The sequence below is a fragment of the Pseudomonas sp. F1_0610 genome (assembly GCF_047470865.1).
Classification (GTDB): Bacteria; Pseudomonadota; Gammaproteobacteria; order Pseudomonadales; family Pseudomonadaceae; genus JAZDRH01.
This window is the reverse complement of record NZ_JAZDRH010000009.1, coordinates 16,461-37,502: the sequence shown is the minus strand read 5'-3', so window position 1 is coordinate 37,502 and position 21,042 is coordinate 16,461. Positions and strand designations below refer to the sequence as shown.

The 21,042-nt window shown below is 42.9% G+C and carries 17 protein-coding genes; 9 read left to right on the top strand and 8 right to left on the bottom strand.

All coding sequences use genetic code 11. The features are described from left to right. Nucleotides 1-261: 261 nt before the first annotated feature. The gene (trxB, locus tag VQ643_RS06940) at nt 262-1,209 is read right to left on the bottom strand and encodes a thioredoxin-disulfide reductase (RefSeq protein WP_414198726.1); all 948 of its coding nucleotides are present in this window, start codon (nt 1,207-1,209) and stop codon (nt 262-264) included. A 169-nt stretch (nt 1,210-1,378) separates the two neighbouring features. Between trxB and cysZ the strand changes: the two genes are divergently transcribed. Beyond that, entirely contained in the window at nt 1,379-2,113 is a 735-nt protein-coding gene (gene cysZ, locus VQ643_RS06935; protein ID WP_414198725.1) for a sulfate transporter CysZ, read from the top strand. A 122-nt stretch (nt 2,114-2,235) separates the two neighbouring features. Here cysZ and VQ643_RS06930 read toward each other — a convergent pair whose 3' ends face one another. Both VQ643_RS06930 and VQ643_RS06925 read right to left on the bottom strand, forming a co-directional pair. Then, the gene (locus VQ643_RS06930; RefSeq protein ID WP_414198835.1) at nt 2,236-3,114 is read right to left on the bottom strand and encodes a Dyp-type peroxidase; all 879 of its coding nucleotides are present in this window, start codon (nt 3,112-3,114) and stop codon (nt 2,236-2,238) included. Between the two features lie 160 nt (nt 3,115-3,274). Beyond that, nucleotides 3,275-3,577: a hypothetical protein gene (locus tag VQ643_RS06925; protein ID WP_414198723.1), complete on the bottom strand. Its 303-nt coding sequence runs from the start codon at nt 3,575-3,577 to the stop codon at nt 3,275-3,277. A 378-nt stretch (nt 3,578-3,955) separates the two neighbouring features. Between VQ643_RS06925 and VQ643_RS06920 the strand changes: the two genes are divergently transcribed. The 4 genes from VQ643_RS06920 to VQ643_RS06905 all read left to right on the top strand — a co-directional run bounded on the left by VQ643_RS06920 (nt 3,956) and on the right by VQ643_RS06905 (nt 8,697). Further along, nucleotides 3,956-5,275 (top strand): NAD(P)/FAD-dependent oxidoreductase, encoded by a 1,320-nt coding sequence (locus VQ643_RS06920; RefSeq protein ID WP_414198721.1) that lies wholly within the window; start codon nt 3,956-3,958, stop codon nt 5,273-5,275. Between the two features lie 135 nt (nt 5,276-5,410). Then, nucleotides 5,411-7,258, top strand: coding sequence for a 3'-5' exonuclease (locus tag VQ643_RS06915; RefSeq protein ID WP_414198719.1), 1,848 nt, complete (start codon nt 5,411-5,413; stop codon nt 7,256-7,258). 44 nt (nt 7,259-7,302) lie between these two features. Then, on the top strand, nt 7,303-7,947 hold the full coding sequence (locus VQ643_RS06910) for an MBL fold metallo-hydrolase (protein ID WP_414198717.1): 645 nt from the start codon (nt 7,303-7,305) through the stop codon (nt 7,945-7,947). 66 nt (nt 7,948-8,013) lie between these two features. Next, a complete protein-coding gene (locus VQ643_RS06905; RefSeq protein WP_414198716.1) occupies nt 8,014-8,697 on the top strand; it encodes an OmpA family protein in 684 nt (227 codons plus the stop codon). 57 nt (nt 8,698-8,754) lie between these two features. On the opposite strand, the gene VQ643_RS06900 is transcribed toward VQ643_RS06905, so the two are convergent. Both VQ643_RS06900 and VQ643_RS06895 read right to left on the bottom strand, forming a co-directional pair. Next, the gene (locus VQ643_RS06900; RefSeq protein ID WP_414198834.1) at nt 8,755-9,987 is read right to left on the bottom strand and encodes a serine hydrolase domain-containing protein; all 1,233 of its coding nucleotides are present in this window, start codon (nt 9,985-9,987) and stop codon (nt 8,755-8,757) included. Between the two features lie 142 nt (nt 9,988-10,129). Then, nucleotides 10,130-10,411: a GIY-YIG nuclease family protein gene (locus tag VQ643_RS06895; RefSeq protein ID WP_414198714.1), complete on the bottom strand. Its 282-nt coding sequence runs from the start codon at nt 10,409-10,411 to the stop codon at nt 10,130-10,132. Between the two features lie 68 nt (nt 10,412-10,479). Here VQ643_RS06895 and VQ643_RS06890 point away from each other — a divergent pair, with 68 nt between their 5' ends. From VQ643_RS06890 to VQ643_RS06875, 4 genes are all read left to right on the top strand, one after another. Then, the gene (locus VQ643_RS06890) at nt 10,480-10,971 is read left to right on the top strand and encodes an asparaginase domain-containing protein (protein WP_414198712.1); all 492 of its coding nucleotides are present in this window, start codon (nt 10,480-10,482) and stop codon (nt 10,969-10,971) included. Continuing rightward, complete coding sequence (locus VQ643_RS06885) at nt 10,964-11,623, top strand: alpha/beta hydrolase (RefSeq protein WP_414198710.1); 660 nt, start codon at nt 10,964-10,966, stop codon at nt 11,621-11,623. The genes VQ643_RS06890 and VQ643_RS06885 overlap by 8 nt, the downstream gene beginning before the upstream one ends. 72 nt (nt 11,624-11,695) lie before the next feature. Continuing rightward, nucleotides 11,696-13,075: an ATP-dependent RNA helicase RhlB gene (gene rhlB / locus VQ643_RS06880; RefSeq protein WP_414198707.1), complete on the top strand. Its 1,380-nt coding sequence runs from the start codon at nt 11,696-11,698 to the stop codon at nt 13,073-13,075. Between the two features lie 121 nt (nt 13,076-13,196). Beyond that, nucleotides 13,197-13,871, top strand: a complete 675-nt coding sequence (locus VQ643_RS06875; protein ID WP_414198706.1) for a tetratricopeptide repeat protein — start codon at nt 13,197-13,199, stop codon at nt 13,869-13,871. A 66-nt stretch (nt 13,872-13,937) separates the two neighbouring features. On the opposite strand, the gene VQ643_RS06870 is transcribed toward VQ643_RS06875, so the two are convergent. From VQ643_RS06870 to VQ643_RS06860, 3 genes are all read right to left on the bottom strand, one after another. Continuing rightward, on the bottom strand, nt 13,938-14,363 hold the full coding sequence (locus VQ643_RS06870; RefSeq protein ID WP_414198704.1) for a hypothetical protein: 426 nt from the start codon (nt 14,361-14,363) through the stop codon (nt 13,938-13,940). A 62-nt stretch (nt 14,364-14,425) separates the two neighbouring features. Further along, on the bottom strand, nt 14,426-15,817 hold the full coding sequence (locus VQ643_RS06865; protein WP_414198702.1) for a PhoH family protein: 1,392 nt from the start codon (nt 15,815-15,817) through the stop codon (nt 14,426-14,428). 146 nt (nt 15,818-15,963) lie between these two features. After that, on the bottom strand, nt 15,964-20,886 hold the full coding sequence (locus tag VQ643_RS06860; RefSeq protein WP_414198832.1) for an MG2 domain-containing protein: 4,923 nt from the start codon (nt 20,884-20,886) through the stop codon (nt 15,964-15,966). Nucleotides 20,887-21,042 lie beyond the last annotated feature (156 nt).

Sequence of the window (21,042 nt, the reverse complement as noted above, 5' to 3'; positions counted from 1 at the left end):
TGACTTCCATCATGCATTTCTATCAAGCAATTAAAACTTAACTTTTTACGTGGCTTTCTGTTGAATAAAATACAGTATCCGCGAGAGCCGCTTGTCCATATAGATTAAAAGCCTATTCCCTAGAGTAAAGGCTAACGCATAAGGTTATTAATAGGAGCGTTACTGCAAAAGTATTACGACCTACGAGCAATCATCAGTCTATATAAAATAACAAAGTAAAAAAGCTGAGCAGTTAAGCTCAGCTTTAAGGCAGAGATAAAATTACTTACCTTCTAAATAACGCTCTACATCTAAGGCTGCCATGCAACCTGCACCTGCTGAGGTAATAGCTTGGCGGTAAACACTATCAGCGACATCACCTGCCGCAAAGACACCTTCAATACTCGTTGCCGTAGCGTTACCTTCACTGCCCCCTTTGACTTGCATATAACCATTACGCAGCGCTAGCTGCCCTTCAAATAAAGAAGTATTAGGCGTGTGACCAATGGCAATAAAAATGCCGTCCACTGCCAATTCTTCTTTAGAGCCATCATTTTTAATTAAACGCGCGCCTGTAACGCCCATGTCATTGCCTAGCACCTCTTCTAATTGCGCATTGGTTTTTAGCTCAATTTTACCTTCAGCTACCTTTGCCATAAGTTTATCTTGCTCAATACGCTCAGCACGGAAGCTATCACGGCGGTGTACTAAATAGACTTTACTGGCAATGTTAGAAAGGTATAGCGCTTCTTCAACGGCCGTATTACCACCGCCCACAACAATAACTTCACGACCCCGATAGAAAAAGCCATCACAGGTCGCACAAGCAGATACACCTTTACCCATAAAAGCTTCTTCTGAGGCCAAACCTAAGTAACGAGCACTGGCACCTGTAGCGATAATTAATGCATCACAGGTGTAAGTACCGCTATCGCCAATCAGTTTAAACGGCTTTTGTTTAAGCTCAGCCGTGTGGATATGATCAAATACAATCTCTGTTTCAAAACGTTCAGCGTGCGCTTGCATACGTTCCATTAAGGCAGGGCCTGTTAAACCTTCAGCATCGCCTGGCCAGTTGTCTACCTCAGTGGTGGTCGTTAACTGCCCGCCCGCCTGTATACCTGTAATTAACAAGGGTTTTAAGTTGGCACGTGCGGTATACACCGCAGCACTATATCCTGCTGGCCCCGAGCCAAGGATGATTACTTTGGCATGGCGAACTTCAGACATCAAAACGCTCCTAATAAAACTTGTTGTAAAATTCGGTATCTGAACAAAGGTATGTTCAGCAAAAACTGATGACGTTAGACTACACGATTTAAACTAGGCAAACACCCATCCATTTTTATGGATTTAGCCGACTAGACCACTATTTTTTGGTCAATTCTCGGAGTTATCTATGCAAGCTAAGGTTTTAACGGGGCCTCAATATTTACAAGAAGGCTTCAATATTATTCGCCAACCTGGGATGCGACGATTTGTCATAGCTCCCATTTTGATTAACCTATTAGTTTTTGCAGGTTTGATCTACTACAGCATCACCCGTGTTCATGGCTGGATTGATAGCATGATTAGTTGGCTACCTGACTGGTTAAGCTGGCTACAGTTTATTTTATGGATTTTAGTAGTTGCCTTAATGGTGCTGATTTTTTTGTTCACTTTCACCATGCTCTGTAGCATTATCGCGGCGCCTTTTTATGGGCTTCTGGCAGAAAAAGTGGAAGTTTATGTACGCGGAGAAGATCATTTTCCGCCTTTTTCATGGGGCGAATTTAGTGCCATGATTCCGCGCACTATAGGGCGTGAGATGCGTAAACTTGGGTATTTCTTACCACGCGCACTGGGCTTACTGGTGCTCTCATTTATTCCTGGCGTCAATATTGTTGCTGCGCCTTTATGGTTGCTATTTAACATTTGGTCCATGGCTATTCAGTACATTGACTACCCAGCCGATAACAATAAAGTCAGCTGGCCAGAAATGCTGAATTGGTTACAAACTAAGCGTATGACATCCCTTAGCTTTGGCGGTATTACTTACTTATTACTAATGGTGCCTATCTTAAACCTTATTGTTATGCCCGCTGCTGTAGCAGGTGGTACTGTGCTATGGATACGTGAACGTCAAACTAATTGAGTAAATAAAAAAGCCTCGTAATAAACTGCCCCTAAAAAGTTTGACTAGCGTTTTGGGGCAGTTCAGACAGCCGAGGCTTAACTCAAATAACGTCAGCTTATTTAAGGCTGACCAAGTATCAACTATGACAACAAAAAGCTTAAATCAAGCTTTCCGTTCTTAACTGGTGGACACCAGTAATACCCGCCTGTTAATGGTTGGCTAAAACGGAATAAGCCATCAACAATAGCATCTTCCTCACCTACCATTCGGCGCAGCTGGACCTCAAAGGCATCAAGATTTTTTACAAAAGAAACAAAGTGCAGGCCTGAGCGCTCGCCCTCAATCCACGGCATCGACTTACGCACCATAAAGGCTTCAGGCTCGAAGCTTTCTTGCGCTGTACGTTTAACATGGGCAAACTCTGGAGCCTCTTCTAGCTCTTCGTTATCAGATAAACGACGTCCAATAATATGATCCTGCTCTTGCTGTGCAAAGCCAGCCATACGAGCGAGATTATGCTGCCATTTTTGCACTGCAACATAGGTTCCACCAGGCGCATCCTCTGCCAAAATAGCGGCTAATGCATCCTCATCTTGCGGATTTTCCGTGCCATCTTCATAGCCTGATAAATCATGCCCATCTAAATAACGGAAGCTATCAAGCGTTTCTACTAGCTCAAACGCAGGCATTAGCAGGGCTTGTAACTGTTGACCTTGGAGTAACAACTTCCCGCGATCAGTACCATAAAGCCAACACCAAAGCGCTTTTTGGGTAGAGGGCACTTCTACCGCTGGTCCAGTCAACGCTGGAAATACACGCAATAATGGCAAGTTTTTGCCAAGTGCTTGAGTTAAGGATTTGCCCATACCAAGAACGGCTTTTGCTTGCCCTTCCCATTCTTGTAAACGAGCCAGTGCTGCAGGCACAGCCTTAGCATCTTGGATTTTAAAAAACAGATGGCGTCCTGCATCGGGTACAGGGCTAGTCAGAATACCTGTTTGATACTGCATTAAAGTCATCTCCATATTTACATGCTATTTTCAAACTAATTATTACGTAACCACGGTGTAACAGTTAATCCAACCAATAAACCTTCTGGGCTTAGCACACGAGAAACACGTTGCCCCAAGGCTCTTCACGGTTAGCAACTAATAACGAATAACCTTGCACCTCTAATTGCTATGTTGCAAGGAGCAAGTCTTCAACTTCAAACTCAATCCACGCTTGAGGCACTTTATATTTTTCTGGCCAAACTAGACTAGAGAAACAAGATGGTGCTGCTTGTGCCAACGGCCAGATGGCAAAATGCTTAGCACCTTGCAATTGTGAAGATTCACAAAAAAGATAATCTAGATTTTCTGGCAGTGGCCGCCGCGGCAAGCCTAAATGATTCAAATAAAATGCTTGACTCGCCATATGATCCTGACTGACAGGACCAAAGCCTGCAACCATAACCACCTTAATTAGCTTAGCTAATTGCATACACGCCATGCTCATCATTGATGGAATAAAGTAGCAGTTTAAAGGTTCCAACTCTTGATACAAAGTAGTATTACGCTATCTATTATTTAGGCGTTAACTATTAACCATCTTATAAGCATTCACTCGATACAGTGTGTGCGACATAAAACCACATACAACTTTAGTATTAGAGAAGTAGCTACAACCCTCATTAAATGGCGCATTTGTAATGATTATCAACAATTTAACTACTATTTTCTTAGTAATTGCGTCTAAAATTGCTGCAATTTTTCACCGTGCAGCTATTCACTGTAGCAATGAGAACCCCTATCTTTGCAGCCGAGTAATCACCTACTCGACTGCATATCAAGTTTCTTTGACTACCCACAGGACTATCCTATGTCTCATCGAATCGTTGTCGTCGGCGGTGGCGCTGGCGGACTCGAGCTCGCAACCAAACTCGGTCGTAAACTAGGTAAAAAAGGTAAGGCCAAAATTACCTTAGTCGACGCTAACCTAACGCATATCTGGAAACCTTTACTACATGAAGTAGCAACAGGCTCATTAAATAATAATGAAAACGAGCTGAACTACGTAGCGCAAGCCAAATGGAATTTTTTTGAATTTCAAATTGGTAAAATGTGTGGCATTAATCGCGCGTCTAAACAAATCGAACTCGCTGCCACATTGGATGATAAAGGCAAAGAGCTAGTGCCTGCGCGCCATATTCATTACGACACGCTAATCATCGCCGTTGGCAGTATCACCAATGACTTTGGTACGCCAGGTGCAAAAGAACACTGTTTGTTCCTAGACACTCAAGCCAATGCTTTAGATTTCCACCGCCAATTACTAGCACAATATCTCACAGCACAAGCGACAGCAGACGAAGGCGAAGGCGAAGGTGCAAAAAAAGACATTAGTATTGCTATTGTAGGTGCGGGTGCAACAGGTGTAGAACTAGCCGCCGAGTTACGCAACGCCTCACAAATGCTCTCTAGCTATGGTTTAGACAAAATTAAACCTGAAGATATGACCATTAACGTGATCGAAGCAGGCCCTCGTATTCTTCCTGCACTATCAGAAAAAATAGCGCAAGATGTCCACCGCGAATTGCTTAAAATTGATGTACGTGTCCTCACTAACTCTGCTGTAGCCGATATCACAGCCACAGGCCTAACCACTAAAGATGGCAAGCATATTCCAGCCAATCTAAAAGTATGGGCGGCGGGCGTGCGCTGTCCTGACTTTCTTAAAGACTTTGGCGGATTAGAAACTAACCGTATAAACCAAATTGTGGTTAATAAAAACCTGCAAAGCACAAGAGATGAAAATATTTTTGCACTAGGCGATTGTGCCGCCTGTGCATTAGATGACGGCAGTGGGCGCAATGTCCCTCCTCGTGCTCAAGCAGCACACCAACAGGCATCACTGCTAGCCAAAACAATGAAGCTGCGTATTGAAGGCAAAACCAACTATCCTGAGTACAGCTATAAAGATTACGGTTCTTTGGTATCACTCTCGCGCTTTAGTGCGGTTGGTAACCTTATGGGAACTGTCATGCGTTCAGTCAATGTCGAAGGCTGGCTGGCACGTATGTTCTATATTTCACTATATCGCCTGCACCAAATTGCTCTTTATGGTTTCTTCCGTACAGGCTTGCTGATGATTAGTGATAACATTGGAAAACGCACCCACCCTCGTATGAAACTGCACTAATCTCCTCTAAAGCGGCCAAGGTTTAATCTTAGCCGCTTTACCCTATCTGCTTTGCACCTTATTCTTCCCTCGCCTAAAACAGTAATGGCAATGTTATTTTGAATTTAGCATTTTAATTGAAGGACTCTTTGTGTCATGGCTGTATTCTTCCCCTCTTTATCCAGCTGTAGTTTTGACACTGCTGGTGAACGTCGCGTAGCTGAGCGTCTTAAGCAAAAATTAGAAGATGATTATTTGTGCTGGTTTAATGTACCTGTAGGCGAAAAAGCACTACAGCCTGACTTTATCATTTTGCATCCTAATCGTGGCTTACTCGTGCTTGAAGCCAAAGACTGGAAGTTAGAAAACATCCTTACCTTACGCAAGGACTATGGCGAGATGCATAGCCATGAGCAAGAGAGTATCTCTGTTAAAAACCCCCAAACCCAGGCTCGTATTTATGCATTAGCCACCGCTGTTAGCTTACAAAAAGATCCGGCACTATGCCAAAGTAAGGCGCCTTATAAAGGCCATTTAATCATGCCTTATGGTTTTGGGGTGATACTGACAAATATTACTCGTAAGCAATTTAATAATGCTGGGTTAGATTTAGTGCTTGACGCTAATCGTGTTATTTGCCAAGACGAAATGTACGAATCTGTTGATGCAGAAGATTTCCAGCAGCGACTATGGAATATGTTTTTACAGAGGTTTCCTTGCCATCTAAACAATCAACAAATTGACCGTGTGCGTTGGCATCTTTATCCAGAGGTTCGCATTAACACAGCCAGTGCTCAGTTTGGTTTATTCACTGAAAAGCAAGCGCCACTACCTAGCATTATGCAAGTAATGGACTTACAACAAGAACAGCTCGCGCGTTCATTAGGCGCTGGCCATCGAGTTATTCATGGAGTGGCTGGTAGTGGTAAAACTATGATCTTAAGCTATCGCAGTGCTTATTTAGCCGGCGGAGTGAGCAAACCAATTCTTATTTTATGCTTTAACAAAGCACTTGCTAGCCGTTTAGAGCAGATGATTAAGTCGCAAAAAAACAGCGACAAGGTACAGGTGCTACATTTTCATGGTTGGTGTACACAACTGCTTAAAGAATATAATGTGCCTTTGCTGGAGGGTTCTGGATCTTACCTAAATCGTCTAGAGCAGAGTTGTGCTAATGCAATACAGGATGGTCGCATTCCCAAAGCACGTTATGCATCCATTTTAATAGATGAAGGACATGATTTTGAGCCTGACTGGCTACGCATGATAGTGCCTATGGTTGATTCTGAAACAAATGCCTTACTGGTACTTTATGATGACGCACAATCTATTTATGGCAAAAAATCCTTAGGCTTCACCTTTTCCAGTGTAGGTATACAAGCGCAAGGGCGAACAACTATTTTAAAGCTAAACTACCGTAATACCTTAGAAATATTAGCTACAGCCAAGCATTTTGGGAATGAGTTGCTCAAGGGCATTAATGCTGTCGATGACAATATTCCAACACTGGCGCCTGAAAGCGCAGGTCGCCGCGGCTGCTTGCCTAAGCTACTTAAATTTGCCTCAAAAGAAGCTGAGTGGCGTAATCTAGCAGAATTAGTACAGCATGAAATTGATCAAGGCATTTCACTTAATGATATTGCGATTATTGTTGCAACAAATGATCACGCTGAAACAGCCGAGCAAGCACTCAGCCGTTTACATATTCCGTTTATATCCTCACGTAATAAAAACAATAGGACTGAGCTGTTTAAAGGTGAGCCTAGCGTTAAAATTGTTTCTATGCATTCTAGTAAAGGCTTAGAATTTCACAGTGTATTTATCCCAAGTTTCCATACATTAGGCATTAAAGAAGAACGTAAAGATGACGATATACGTTTATTTTATGTAGCGATGACACGCGCAATGGATAGATTAGTAATGACATACCATCAAGAATCAGCCTTTATTGACCGTATTCAAAACGCTATTACTCAGGTTCAGATTGAGTTGCAAGCATCCTAACCTCCCTATGTTACACTGGTTTTATTTTAGCTTAAGGACGGTCTATGAGCACTGCCACACCACGCTTAATCCGTGAAACATTTCCTGTAGGCCCGTTGCAATGTAACTGCACTATTATTGGTGATCCTCTAACCAAGAAAGCCATAGTGGTAGACCCAGGTGGAGATCATGAGCTTATTCTGGCGCGTTTAGATCAGCTAGGATTAAAAGTCGTCAGCATTATTCATACCCACGCGCACCTCGATCACTTTCTAGCCTCAGGTCTAATGAAAGAGAAAACAGGGGCCAGTTTGCATTTACATAAAGAAGATAAGTTTTTATGGGACGCCTTAGAAATGCAATGCAATATGTTTGGCATTCCATACACGCCAGTACCTGAACCTGATCAGTGGCTCAGTGATGATCAAGAACTGGCTTGCGGCTGTGGTGTGGCTATTCATACACCAGGGCATACACCTGGCTCAATGAGCTTTTGGTTTGCCCAAGATAAGCTACTAATTGCTGGAGATACCTTATTTAAAGGCAGCATTGGCCGCACCGATTTATGGGGAGGCGATTTCAATACTATTGAAAAGTCTATCCGTCAACGCCTTTACCAATTAGATGAAGAGGCTGTCGTTGTTACAGGGCATGGCCCAGATACAAGTATTGGTGCCGAAATGCGCAGCAACCCTTTCGTAAAAGCTTAAGGAACTTCTTAATTATTATAGCTATCTATAGCGCATTAGCCGCAAGGCTATTTGGAGAATAGACATATGAATTCAGCGTTAAAACTTATTGCTACAGCCACTGCCTTTACCTTGCTGGCAGGTTGCGCCAGTCACAATCCTTATGACCCGCAAGCTAACCAAGGCAGTTCAAATAAAACTGCTATTTATGGGGGCCTTGGCGCCCTAGCTGGCGCTGCAGTTGGAGCGGCCACCTCAAGTAAACGCGACAGAGGCAAAGGTGCCTTAATTGGTGCCGCTATTGGCGGTGCAGCTGCGGGTGGATACGGCTATTACCTTGATCGTCAAGAGGCTGAATTACGTCGTAGCATGCAAGGCACTGGCATTGATATTCAGCGCGAAGGCGATCTGCTAACCTTAGTAATGCCAGGCAATGTTACCTTTGCCACAGGTTCAGATGAAATTGCAGGCAATTTTTATGGCCCTTTAAATGACTTAGCCCGCTCACTACAACAGTACAATCAAAGTATTGTCGAAGTGGTAGGTCATACTGATAACACTGGAAGCCGTAGTTTTAATATGCAGCTTTCCAAACGTCGCGCGCAAAGTGTTGGCTATTATTTGGAAAGCCAAGGCGTTTCAGCCCAGCGTTTAAATATTCAAGGAGTAGGTCCTGATCAACCTATAGCGTCTAACTCAACAGCGCAAGGCCGCCAAGACAACCGCCGTGTAGAAGTGCAATTACGTCCAATGCAAGGCGCATACGAATAAGAAACACACATCAAAACGCCCACTATAAAGTGGGCGTTTTATTTACCTATTTAAAGCTTAGCGTAGCTGTTCAACAATGGCTGCAAAGACATCATTATCAGGTACTGTGGCTTTATTTTGTGGTTTTGGCAAAGCGCTCCAAACCACAATAACTACGTTTTCTTTCGGATTGACGTACACATGCTGCCCAAAAATCCCTCTAGCCTCAAAAGCACCTTCATTAGCTGTACCTTTAGCATTCGGAATTGGCCATAACATATAGCCGTAGTTAACGGTTTCACCATTGACGACTTTAGGGCTGCCCGCTTCTTTCATCCAGCCTTCAGGTAAAACTCGTTTACCCTTTATTACACCATCATTTAACAGGAATAAGCCAAAACGCCCATAATCACGCAAGGTTGCGGATAAGCCACTTCCGCCTACCTCTAAACCATTTGGCGATTCTAACCACCAAGTAGCATCAGACTCCATACCCACCTGACTCCAAATACGCTCAGATAAGTACTGACTAACAGGTTTACCAACAGCTGCACGGACTAAGGCACCGGCTACATGGGTTTCACCTGTACTGTAATTCCAACGCGTTCCTGGTTCTGCTGCGCGTGGTAAATGCGCCATTAATTTAAGCACACCACCTGGTGTTTGTGCGTTTTGAACTTCCAACATAGCGCGACGATCTGACTTTGGATCAGTATAGGTTTCATTCCATTTCACACCTGACGCCATTTGCAGCAAATTACGTACAGTGACACCATCATAAGCGCTGCCTTTTAGCTCAGGCAGGTAAAGCGTAATTTGATCATCAATATTTTTAATATAGCCATCATGAATAGCGACCCCAATTAAAGTCGCAGTGATTGACTTAACCACAGACATCGACATCCAGCGCGTGTCTTCTGTATTGCCTAGCTGGTAATTTTCATGCGCAATCTTGCCATTTTTTAAGACTAATAAACCACTTACACGATTGACTGACACATAATCATAAAGATCATAATCTTTGCCATTTACCTGCACATGAATATTAGCTAACGGTTTTTCTGCTTTAGGCAGCGGCAAAACATTTTTTGCATCATGTTTAATATCAGCTGTGGCAAATAAACGATCAATATTACGGAAGGTATTAGCTTGAACATCTGGCATTAGCGCGCCATCATAAACTTGCTGCACTGTACCTATGCTTTCTGCTGCATGAGGATTTTTTACAGCAGCTGTTGCTGAGAATGCAAAACACGCAGCCAAGGCAATGGAAAGTTGAGTCACGCGGGAAGTTGAGATCATTGACATGATTCACCCTATTGTTTTTGTTGTTAGGAAGGCAAACATTAACTGAAAAATATAAAGAGATATGGTAGATAATGGTCTAAGTATCTAATATCGATTTTTTATTGACTAACTGGTCATATTCATATAGCTAAAGCTCTACCACTGGTTAGTTTTCCGCCGCTGCTATAGCACTTCTCACTAGTCTTTCTTTAGCTTCCTTACTCAGTTTTTTAATCGCACATTCACGTTTTAACGCGGCCGACTTGCTGCCACAGGCTTCTATATAGTCTAGTGAGTACGCTGGGCTGGTGCTAAAAAATCGCGCGCCCTTTCCACTTTTGTGTTTTTCAAAACGTCTCTGGGGATCATCACTAATACCGCAGTAGAGCGCATTATTTTCAGCTCGCACTAAGTACACAAACCATGTTTTCTGTTTTTCTTCTGTCATTCTACTGTTAGCTGGTTTAGTCAGGTTTAATTGAGGATAATACAGGCTTTTATTGGCGGAAGATTACCATGTCAATTCAGATCTTCACTACAGGTGGCACCTTCGACAAAATCTACTTTGATGCCTTATCTGAGTTTTCGATTGGCGAGCCTTGCGCGCCTGATATTCTACAGCAAGCCCAAGTTAGCTTTAGCTACCAAGTTAGCAGCCTACTTAAAAAAGACAGCTTAGAGATCACAGATGACGATCGGCAGCTGATTGTTGACGCAGTCCAAGCTTGCAGCGCAGACAAGATTTTAATTACCCACGGCACTGATACCATGCCAATCACTGCAGAAGCTTTATTAGGTATTAGCAGCAAAACTGTTGTACTCGTTGGCGCTATGCAACCTGCACGCATGCGCGAAACAGATGCTCCCTTCAATTTGGGCTTTGCCCTTGGCGCATTACAGTGTTTATCAAAAGGGATTTACATTGCCATGAATGGCAACCTATTTGAGGCAGGCAAGGTTATAAAAAACCGCGCTGCTGGTCGATTTGAGAGCAAAACCAATGTATGACTTACAGATTGAAGCGCTACAACCAGCTGATTCTTGTGTGATTTGGCTGCATGGATTAGGCGCAGGAAGCAGTGATTTTGAACCTGTCGCTCGCATGCTACAAAAAACCTTGCCTGCCACGCGTTTTATTTTGCCACAAGCCCCCATGCGAGCGATGACCGTCAATGGCGGCTACACAATGCCTAGTTGGTACGATATTTTACGGATGGAGCACAATATTCGGCAAGTAAATCTGCTTGATCTTAACCAAAGCTGTGATCACATCATTAACCTTCTAGAACAACAAATAGCTCAAGGTATTCCTGCTCAACGCTTGGTATTAGCTGGATTTTCCCAAGGCGGCGCTGTCACGTTACATACTGCTTTTAGACGCTGGGATAGACCACTAGCGGCTGTACTGGCACTCTCAACCTATGCCCCTGACTTTCCCCCAACCGCTCAATACAGCACACATAAACACCCTACGCTTTGTATGCATGGCACTCAGGATGACGTCGTAAGCCCTGAGCTTGGCAAAGCTGCTTTTGCTCAACTACAGCAACTGCAACAGCCCGTTACTTGGCACGACTACCCTATGCAGCATGAAGTTTGCCTTAGCCAAATCAAAGATATTGCACGTTTTTTACAGACACACTTAATAGAAACAGCTTAACGGTCAGTTAACAGTTATAATTCATCGAATAATTCCTATACACTGTCGTTTTTATTTAATAAAGAGATTGCCGTGCTCAAAGCACTTAAAAACCTATTTGGTAGTAAATCGCCTCAAACTACTCCCAGCGCTCCTAAGCCGCCAGCCACTTCTGCTGTCCCTAATAAGCCAGCGCGTCAAGAGAAAAACTACAAACGCAACACTAAGAATAAAAAGTACAAATCTAAACCTAAGCCAGCGACACCTGTTAGCGCATGGTCAATTGATGAATTTAAAGTAGAGGCTGTTCCCAATAAAACACGCTTCCATGATTTCCCATTAGAAGCTAGCTTGATGCGTGCTATTGCAGAAGCCGGCTTTAGTTATTGCACACCTATCCAAGCACAGGTTTTAGGTCATACTTTACGTGGTGCTGATGCTATTGGTCGGGCACAAACAGGAACGGGAAAAACCGCTGCCTTTTTAATTTCCACTATTAGTCAGCTACTGGAAACCCCTGTACCGGATGAACGCTACATGGGCGAACCGCGCGCATTGATTATTGCGCCTACACGTGAGCTCGTCATTCAAATTGCTAAAGATGCAGAACAGCTTTGCAAATATTGCGGGCTAAACGTTATGAGTTTTGTAGGCGGCATGGAGTTTGACAAACAACTACGTCAACTTGAAAGCAAATACTGTGATATTTTGGTAGCTACACCTGGGCGTTTACTTGATTTCAACCATCGTGGCGAAGTGCATTTAGACATGGTTGAAGTATTAGTCTTAGATGAAGCTGATCGCATGTTAGATATGGGTTTTATCCCACAAGTACGCCAAATTATTCGCCAAACACCGCATAAACGTCAGCGCCAAACCCTATTATTTTCAGCCACCTTTACTGAAGATGTAATGAATCTTGCCAAACAATGGACGCTTGATCCTGCGGTAGTTGAAATTGAACCTGAAAGCGTAGCAAGCGATACTGTTGAACAGCATGTGTATGCCGTTGCCAGCCATGACAAATACACCTTATTACGCAACCTTATTCGTGAAAATAACTGGCCTCGGGTGATGGTATTTGCCAACCGTAAAGATGAAGTACGCCGTATTGAAGAAAAACTACGTCGCGATGGTATTAAAGCAGCACAGATGTCTGGTGATGTGGCGCAGAATAAACGCGTTCGTGTTCTAGAAGACTTTCGTGCCGGTAAACTACAGGTCTTAGTGGCTACCGATGTTGCTGGCCGCGGTATTCACATTGATGATATCAGCCACGTCATCAACTACACCTTGCCAGAAAATCCAGACGATTATGTGCACCGTATCGGACGTACAGGCCGTGCAGGGACAGAAGGCGTTTCCATCAGTTTTGCAGGTGAAGATGACGCCTTTGCTTTACCCGCCATTGAAGCTTTACTTGGTGGGAAACTTGACTGCCAAATGCCTCCTGAGCATTTATTACAGCGTTAAATAAAAGAGCACTTCGGTGCTCTTTTTAGCATTCAAAACAACAGACTTTTATTGGAATAAAAAAGAAAAACCACTAAGCTAAATAAGTTTATTCATTTAAGTATAGAAGGATATTATTTATATGATCAAAAAACTAATTATGAGCTTATTAATTAGCTCATCCTTTTTAACCTCAGCAATAGCAGGCTCCTATCAGCCCGCCAATTTTGAAAAAATTATCAGTCAGACATCAAGCAACAACCAATTTAATATTCAAGAATACCAAGCTGCAATAATCAACATTGGAAAATATGCGCAGAACTACCCAACCAAATTTGATGATGAAGCAGATAAAAAAGCAGCAACACAAGATGCATTTAAACTCTTAAAAATAGCCCAAATAATTGTTAAGGAAAAAGATAACAACCCGCATGTTCTACAACTGAGTATGCAAATGGCTCGTCTTGGACATAACCTAGATATCAAAGGTGCAGCAGAAATGGCTGTTGACTACAGTCAGCGCTATATTACAGAGCATCCTGAGTCAGCCGCTGGCTATCTATTTCTTGGTGTCTTTTTACTCGATTCAGGTAAACCACAAAATGCCCAACCACTACTAGAAAAAGCACTAGCGTTAGGCGATAAGCGAGCATACTGGTCATTAGGCATGTTTTACTTATACAAAGGCGATAAAGAAAACGCTGTAAAACATTTTAAGCGCTATCAAGCAGCCGTACCTGAAGATCAAACTACAGAAAGAATACTAGAAGCTATTGCCAGCGGTAAAATTGAGTTTAAAAGTGAAGGCATAAAATAGTTAACTAAACCCATCAGCTAGTTCAATATAGGCTAGCTGGTTAGTTACCAATTTATATCTATATCGTTAAAATTCGCGTTTTACGGTTAAGTATTTATCAAACGAAACTGAGCATTCTTCGTCATTCACGACAGCTGATGAAATAAATACGTTTTCTTGTTTTTTCGCATTAACATAGGTGTATTGAACAACCATCACTAATGGATTGCCCTCTCTATAAATAGAAAAATAAATATCTCGCATATTAGCATCCGCTGCATCTGCATACTGCTTAATTAACAATGGGGTTACAGGGTTAATGGCTAAGACTTTAACTTGTGTTTGTTCCCTTATTATCTGTTTAGGATCTATACCTAGTTCTGTAGTAGATAGCGTAAAGGTGTTATTTTCAATGGTAGCCTCAATTTTTGCACACACGTCAGGATAATTAGCCTGTGCAGAAAAGGCTACTAATGGCATAAAAGACAGTAGTAATACTAAATATATTTTCATTTTGTGCTCAGTATAAATAATCAAAGGAGCTCAGAAATAGCTCCTTTGATGTTAAGTGTTACTTATAAGTTAGCATCGGCATATTCTGCTAATAGTGAGCGTGGCACACCTTGCAGAGTAATATGTACATTACCTGAAAAGTCCTTCAGGCGTTCCGTTAAATAGGTTAGACCTGAGCTTGTTGCAGAAAGGTAAGGCGTATCAATTTGTGCTAGGTTTCCTAAGCAAACCACTTTAGTGCCTTTGCCGGCACGGGTAATGATAGTTTTTACTTGATGAGGTGTAAGATTTTGACACTCATCAATTAATAAAAAGCTGTATTGAAAGCTGCGTCCTCGAATGTAGTTAAGCGATTTAAACTGTAAAGGTATGCGGTCTAAAATATATTCCACACTGCCCTTCGGATTTTCATCATCTAGATGTAATGCTTCAAGGTTATCTGTAATAGCACCTAACCAAGGCTCCATTTTTTCTTTTTCAGTGCCTGGTAAAAAACCAATATCTTCGTCCAAACCCTGCACACTTCGCGTCACAATAATGCGGCGATACAGCTTTTCTGACATGGTTTGCTCAATCGCCGCAGCCAGTGCCAAAATAGTTTTTCCCGAACCTGCAGCTCCTGTCAGGTTAACCAGATGGATATCAGGATCAAGCAAGGCTTTGAGTGCCAAAGCTTGATAAATATCCCTTGGTTTTAAACCCCAAGCTTCTTGTTGTAACAAGTTGTCATTGGACAGATCCTTCACCAACAGGCGCTTATCATCAATTTCTTTAATCCAGCCGACAAAACCTTGCTCGTCGAGAATAAACTCATTCATGTGCATGCTAGGTAAATCATCATTTAGCGCAATAGAGTGATAAGTAACGCCTAGCTCTTGGCGCGTTTCAACCTTGTCCACGCCATCCCAGAAACTGTCAGAAAATTCATGATAGCCTTTTGGTAATAATGAAATATCGTCAATTAGCTGATCAGTGTGATAATCCTCAGCCTCTATACCACAAGCCCTTGCTTTAATGCGCAAGTTAATATCTTTACTGACCAAGACAACTTCATGCTGTGGATAATCTTCTTGCAAAATAGCTAGCAAGTTAATAATTCGGTTGTCATTAATGGTATTAGGCAAGCGTTTTACCACTTCCCCATTAAGCTGCAAAGCAATAGACAAACGCCCTAAAGTATTGCCATCAACACGTAAAATAGGCACGCCTTTTTCTAGTTCAGCTGGGCTAGCATCACCAATGAGTTGATCAATCAACCGAATAGCTTGACGGCATTCAACGGCTACAGCTGGTTTTCCTGATTTAAGATGATCAAGCTCCTCCAGTACGGTCATGGGAATCACTACTTGGTGTTCCTCAAAGTTCAACATCGCGGTGGGGTCGTGGATTAGCACGTTAGTATCAAGCACGTATAATCTTGGTTTGCTGTGATCCGCTACAGAGCTTTGCATCATGTAAATCTCCTGACTAGTAAGCGACAAACTGCTTACAGATTCATTACAACCTAAAGACATGACAAGCATGCGACAACTTTTTTATGCCATAAAAAAACCGCCTAGTTATTGATACATAACTAAGCGGTTGAGGGTTTTCGCAATTTTTACTTAGCGCGAACTCTAAGTGTGCTTGGCGTCTCACCAATCGCATGCCACATAGGGCGGTACATTGACTCCACTTGAGGAGGCGGAACTAGGTAAGTACCTGGTGTTACGGCCCGCGCTAAATACAGCACATGCGTTGTATTGTAAGAGTTCACATTTAACGCAGCGACATAACGGTCATCCCGGTATTCTTGATGCTCAATACGCGCATTGGCCATAGACTGCATCCAGCCTTTTACTTTAGTGCTGCTATCAGCCAAGCTAGCTGAGCTATTACCTAAATTTTGGTTTTCTAGCTCTAAACCTGCAGGCAACATATCAACCAACAAAGCATCGTTCACCCGTTGTTTATTAGCACGAATGGCTAAGTGCACTAGCACCAAATCACCACTTTTCAGATTGTTAATATCAATCAACTCACCCTTAGTATCTAAGTATTGACGTTCAATACTTAGTACATTTGAGGTTGGTTCAGGTGCTTTATTTGGATAACCTGAAATCTCCATGCGTTGATAGAGTTTATGCTCTACATCACCTTTAACGGCATTCATATTTTCCAACTGCGCCAAGCCTAAACGTACAACCGACTTACTGTTGTTAATGTTTTCAAGCTTGTCGCCCATGACTATCGCCGCATTCCAAGGTTTTTCTTTATGGTTGAGGTAATTACGACCTGCCATAAATAAAGCGTTACGCTCTTGCGTAGATAAGTAGGTTTGATTACCTAAGTCATTTGACAAGCTCATTAGCATATCAGCCGTTAAATCTTCACGGTATTTATGCTCATTAAGAAGGGAAATGATAAGCGCCTGATCACGTAATGATGAGCCATAATCACCTAACCAGTATTGGTTAGAACGCACAGGCATATTTAAGGCTTGGTCAATCACTTCTTTCGCTTTAAGCTCATCACCCATAAGTTTTAAAGCTATCCCTAGCTGCACCAAAGACAAGGTAGTTTCTGCTTTAGCACGGCGCTCATAGAGCTTACGTAGCTGGCCTAATGGCGCATTTTTATTACGAGCTAGCACATAACCGGCATAGGCTTGAACAGCAAAGCGGGTGCCTTCTAGGCGGTCTGTATAACCATCAATTAAATGCGCCTCATTGAGGTAACGCAATGTACGTTGACTGGCTTTTTCTAGTGCCTTGGTTGGCACTGCATAACCTTGTTCACGAGCACGATATAAGAAGTCTGTGACATAAACCGTTGCCCAATACTGCTCTGAACCATCAGCGCTCCACATTGCAAAACCGCCATTGTTAAGCTGCATGCTTAATAGGCGACTAATACCTATCTCTACTTTTTCACGACGCTCTTTATCCGTTTCACCTTCAATGCCTAAGCCTTGCAAAGTGGCGCTGTCAACATAGAGTGATGGGAATAAACCACTGGTGGTTTGCTCAACACAGCCATAAGGATAAGCACGTAACGCGCGAATATGTGCGCCCACATTCAATGGCGGTAAGCTCGAAACCGTTAACAAGGCTTCTAAACCTTCTGGTTGATACCTATCTAAAGCGCCTGCTGGTAACTGCCATTGTTCATTCGGTTGAATTAAGGCTTTAAAGCTTTCTAAACGACCTGGAAATGCTGGACGAACGCCTATTTTCCATTCACGATCAAAGCTTGCATTTTTCACATCAGGCAAGTTCAAACCACTGACTTTCAATTTGACAGTGCCTTGACCATAACCACCTTTCGCAACTATAGGTAACTTAAGCGTAGTACGCTCACCTTTTTTCAAGCTGTAGCTATGCTCAGATTCGCCTTTAACGCTGAGTAAGCCTTCAGTTTGAATGCTTACTGTGAGTTTTTGCTCTTCATCTGTTAGGTTAGTGACATCAAAGGCAAACGTACTTTCATCACCGCCAGCCATAAAGCGTGGCGCTGACATTTCCGCTACAACCGGAGCCGCAATAGTAGTCGCCGCTTCCTGCACACCAAAGTCTTGCGCTGTCCATGCTTGAGCCATTAACCGCACTTGGCCATTAAAGTCAGGAATATCAAGGTTAACTGTCGCCTTGCCATTTTCGTCTAGGGTTAACACTTCACTTTGTTTAGCCACAATAGTTACGCTAGTTTTTGGACGCGCGCCACCATCAGCGAGTGCAGCATCACCACCATAGGCTAAGGTCGCTAGCTTGCCATCACCTTCAATCAATGAGCTATATACATCTCGCTGATCAATGCCATAGCCTTTACGCCCAAAGAAGGCTTCAAATGGGTTAGGTGTTTGGTATTTCGTAATATTTAAAATACCCACATCCACTGCGGCAACTAAAACACGTGCTTTTTTCGCTGGCTTACCGTTACTGTCAAGCACTTGTACCTCAACAGGCAGCTTGCTGTTAGGACGAATGCTTTTCGGCGCATTCAAAGCAACATCGAGCTTGCGCTCAGCACGGTCTAATGGCAGATGCAATACACCTACCGCACGTTTTGGCGTAACATTAGCTTTACGCTCACCTGGACGTACAACAAGCGCACTAATATATAGATCATGACGGGTCCAGTCTTTATCTACAGGTACTTCAAAGGTTTTACCTTCTGCACCTACTTCAATTTCTTCCCACCATAAAGGCCCATCACTGGATTCCACTAGCAAATAGCCTTTGCCTCCTGCTGGTGGAGTGACAGTAATTTTAGCTTTGTCTCCTGCTTTATAAGCGGGTTTATCTAAGGCAAGTTTTACCTGGTCAGGGCGTACATTGCCGCCTTCAGTATTTTCTTGCCACCAGTAACCTGCCCAAACACGAGTACTGGAAATCAGCTTAGTTTTTGGATCTTCTACTTCAACGCGATAAGGACCCCAATCTAATGGAAACTCAACGGTAGTTGCCTTATCTTTTTCAATGGAGATATCTTGATTAGCTAGTACTAAGTTTTTCTGGGTGTAATGGCTGCGCCAGCCATTTTCATTAGAATAACTCCAATAATAATCACGACGTTCGCGGATTAAACGTACTTGCAAGTTATTTGCGGCCATGCGCTCGCCTGCAAAGTTGCTGTACACAATATCAAACTTAGCAATAGCGCCATCATTGGTTTCACTGCCTGCTTGACTACGTATTCCAGGCAGGAAATTGGCTGGCCATGCTGGTTGAGTGAAGCGACGAGTAACTGGACGGCCACCAGATTCAAGCAAGCTAATTTGCGCAATTAAATTAACGGGAGATTTCACATCCGCCCAATCTGAATTTAAGGTATAGCGCCCAATACCTTTACTATCTAGCTTGATTTCGTCTAACTCGAAATTTTGGTTTAGCTTTTGCGTAACATCACCAAAATGATAGCCAGGCAATGAAGGTACAGCCTCACGCGCTAGGCGTGCAAAAACTTGCCCCGTAACACGATTATCACTGGCAGGAGCGCCATACAAATAACGACCATTGATATCGACAACCAGTTTTTCATTCAAACCTATAGGCGCTTCTGAACCTTTAAGCTCAAGTGCTAAACGCTCAGGTAGAAAGTCCTCAACCATAAAGCTATAGCTTTGCTGAGTACCACCTAAATCCATAATTAAATCCCAGCTACCCGTTGGCCCTTCTGCTGAGATAGGTAAATTATATTGATAGAAACCATCGCTATCCGCTTGCCATGTGAAGCTGCGTGCTTCTTTGCCATCTGGGCGCATAACTTTGACTTTAACTGGCTGAGCTGGCAAAGGTTTACCATCAGCATCACGCAAGAGCGCATTGAGTAAAACGGTCTCACCTGGGCGATAAAGATCACGTGGACCAAATACAAATAACTGCTGAGCATTGTACTGCGGACCACCTACTTTAAATTCAGTTAAGTCCAGTGCTGGTTTGTTGAGTTGTAAAACTGTAGTCTGGCCATTTTTAGTAGCTGCAACTAAGCGCGCTGTCTTGTAATCCACATTAGTGAAACGCGCATGACCTTTGTTATCTGTTTTAACGCTATCTATGACTTTACCTTTAACATCATAGATAACAACTTCAACGTCTTTAAGGGCGGCACCACCTGCTAAAGCCTGGGCAAAGACATCAAGGTCTAATGCGCTAGCATGCACAGATAAACCAATATCTGTCAGGCTAAAATAGGTCATTGGCTGGCTATAACTCATGTCGCCTGCTTGGCGCATAATGGCAAAATACATGCCTGGCTGTTTAAGCTCTTTAGCATCAGAAACAGGTAACATCACTGTTTCTCGAGTATTTTTAGCAGGTTCTAACTTATAAACCCCCGTATAGACAAACTCTAAACGGTCTTTAATTTGCTCAAACTCCCACGGACTCATATTGCTGGAGCTATAAAGATCACGCAAAACACCTGACAACTGATCTTCTTTGACACGAAAGAACTCAACGTTAATTTGGTTAACGTTAATGGTGGTCACAGGTAAACCAGCAATAATTTCAGTAGGTAATAAAGATCCTGAACTAGCAAAGCCTACGGTTGGCTGTAAGTTTCGGGTTTTGATTGTCTGTTCAAACTCAGCCTGTTGCTTAGCATCGTTCACACCAAGTACGTTATTGACACTCAGCTTAAGTACACGATTAGGCTCAATATGGCGCATCCGTAAGCCAAAACCATCTTCTGTAGGCTCCCAAGCGCCATCAATTTTACCTTTCTTAGTATCAACTAAACTAATCAGGTTATTGTAAGACTGCCCGCTTTTTAGTGGTACAGAGAAACTTAATAGAATGCTACTTGCACCTTGATACTCCACTTCAGATGCATCAACAACACGCATACTTTGCCCAGCATAGTTTTTCGCTAACTCAGCCTCGCTCAGCTTAGGCTTAGCCGCTGGAGCTTGCTGCACTGGCGTTGCCGGTGTTGTGCTGACAGAGGACTCAGAAACTTTGCTAGTAGACTCTGTCTTATCTGTCGAGTCACAAGCCACAAGCATTGCCACACAAGTGGCTAGTAATGCTGGACGAAAAACCATACCCATAGTTTTACCTATTTAGAAGATGTTTACATCTAGGATTCATATACCTGCCAATAGAGCTGCAGACTATTATTAAGTTCACATTAAAGGCATTACTTTGATGCAATATTGATCCTAAGCAGTCACAACAGAGCATTATTTTTTGGTTTACTT

Excerpts from the sequence above, each read along its gene's own strand:
- trxB (WP_414198726.1), bottom strand. The coding sequence starts at position 1,209 with ATGTCTGAAGTTCGCCATGCCAAAGTAATCATCCTTGGCTCGGGGCCA.
- cysZ (WP_414198725.1), top strand. The coding sequence starts at position 1,379 with ATGCAAGCTAAGGTTTTAACGGGGCCTCAATATTTACAAGAAGGCTTC.
- VQ643_RS06930 (WP_414198835.1), bottom strand. The coding sequence starts at position 3,114 with ATGACTTTAATGCAGTATCAAACAGGTATTCTGACTAGCCCTGTACCC.
- VQ643_RS06925 (WP_414198723.1), bottom strand. The coding sequence starts at position 3,577 with ATGCAATTAGCTAAGCTAATTAAGGTGGTTATGGTTGCAGGCTTTGGT.
- VQ643_RS06920 (WP_414198721.1), top strand. The coding sequence starts at position 3,956 with ATGTCTCATCGAATCGTTGTCGTCGGCGGTGGCGCTGGCGGACTCGAG.
- VQ643_RS06915 (WP_414198719.1), top strand. The coding sequence starts at position 5,411 with ATGGCTGTATTCTTCCCCTCTTTATCCAGCTGTAGTTTTGACACTGCT.
- VQ643_RS06910 (WP_414198717.1), top strand. The coding sequence starts at position 7,303 with ATGAGCACTGCCACACCACGCTTAATCCGTGAAACATTTCCTGTAGGC.
- VQ643_RS06905 (WP_414198716.1), top strand. The coding sequence starts at position 8,014 with ATGAATTCAGCGTTAAAACTTATTGCTACAGCCACTGCCTTTACCTTG.
- VQ643_RS06895 (WP_414198714.1), bottom strand. The coding sequence starts at position 10,411 with ATGACAGAAGAAAAACAGAAAACATGGTTTGTGTACTTAGTGCGAGCT.
- VQ643_RS06890 (WP_414198712.1), top strand. The coding sequence starts at position 10,480 with ATGTCAATTCAGATCTTCACTACAGGTGGCACCTTCGACAAAATCTAC.
- VQ643_RS06885 (WP_414198710.1), top strand. The coding sequence starts at position 10,964 with ATGTATGACTTACAGATTGAAGCGCTACAACCAGCTGATTCTTGTGTG.
- VQ643_RS06875 (WP_414198706.1), top strand. The coding sequence starts at position 13,197 with ATGATCAAAAAACTAATTATGAGCTTATTAATTAGCTCATCCTTTTTA.
- VQ643_RS06870 (WP_414198704.1), bottom strand. The coding sequence starts at position 14,363 with ATGAAAATATATTTAGTATTACTACTGTCTTTTATGCCATTAGTAGCC.
- VQ643_RS06865 (WP_414198702.1), bottom strand. The coding sequence starts at position 15,817 with ATGATGCAAAGCTCTGTAGCGGATCACAGCAAACCAAGATTATACGTG.
- VQ643_RS06860 (WP_414198832.1), bottom strand. The coding sequence starts at position 20,886 with ATGGTTTTTCGTCCAGCATTACTAGCCACTTGTGTGGCAATGCTTGTG.